Below are 778 nucleotides of genomic sequence, written 5' to 3' on the forward strand. Positions count from 1 at the left end.
CACGCACTTAAGTGCGCTTTATCATCGTCAAACGCAACTGATTGAAGCGATGCGCATTCAATTAAGCACGAGCATTACTGAAAGTCATGAGCTTTACGTGGTGTTACAACCGATTGTTGATGTAAACAATGATCGCTGGGATTACTTTGAAATACTCGCTCGTTGGAACAGCAGTGTGTATGGCAACATCTCCCCTGCGGAGTTTATTGAAGCGGCTGAGCAATCAGGATTAATCATCGAATTAGGTGAGCGAATCATAGAGTTAGCATGTATTGCGAAGCAAGAGTTAGAGGCTCACCTCGGTTATACCGTGAAGCTATCCATCAACTGCTCTGCACACGAATTGGTCGATTCAAACCGCTACATCAACCACCTAACAACCTTGCTCGAGCGATACGGTCACGATGCTTCGGACTTTGTTATAGAGCTCACTGAAACCGTTTTGCTTTCACAAAGTGGACGCGAGCAGATGGTTTTGAACTCGCTTCGCTATCTTGGTTTTAAAGTCGCACTGGATGACTTCGGCACCGGCTATTCGAGCTTAAATTACATTCATAATTACCCTATCGACAGCATCAAAATTGACGCCACATTTGTGCGCAATATGCTCTCGAACAAAACGTCAGAGCAAGTGGTGTATCTGATAGCCCAGTTAGCTCAACTGTTGGATGTCGACTTAATTGCAGAAGGCGTAGAAGACGACAGGGCGTTAAATAAGCTTATCGACATGGGTTGCCATTATATTCAAGGCTACTTCTATTCTCGCCCACACAACGTC

General features: G+C 45.0%; 1 protein-coding gene. It reads left to right on the forward strand.

Annotated elements, in window-relative coordinates; translation table 11 throughout:
• A partial coding sequence (locus tag R7E78_RS26010) for an EAL domain-containing protein (RefSeq protein WP_318058593.1) occupies window positions 1-778 on the forward strand: 778 nt, incomplete at both ends.

This window comes from Vibrio sp. YT-19(2023) (assembly GCF_033337395.1).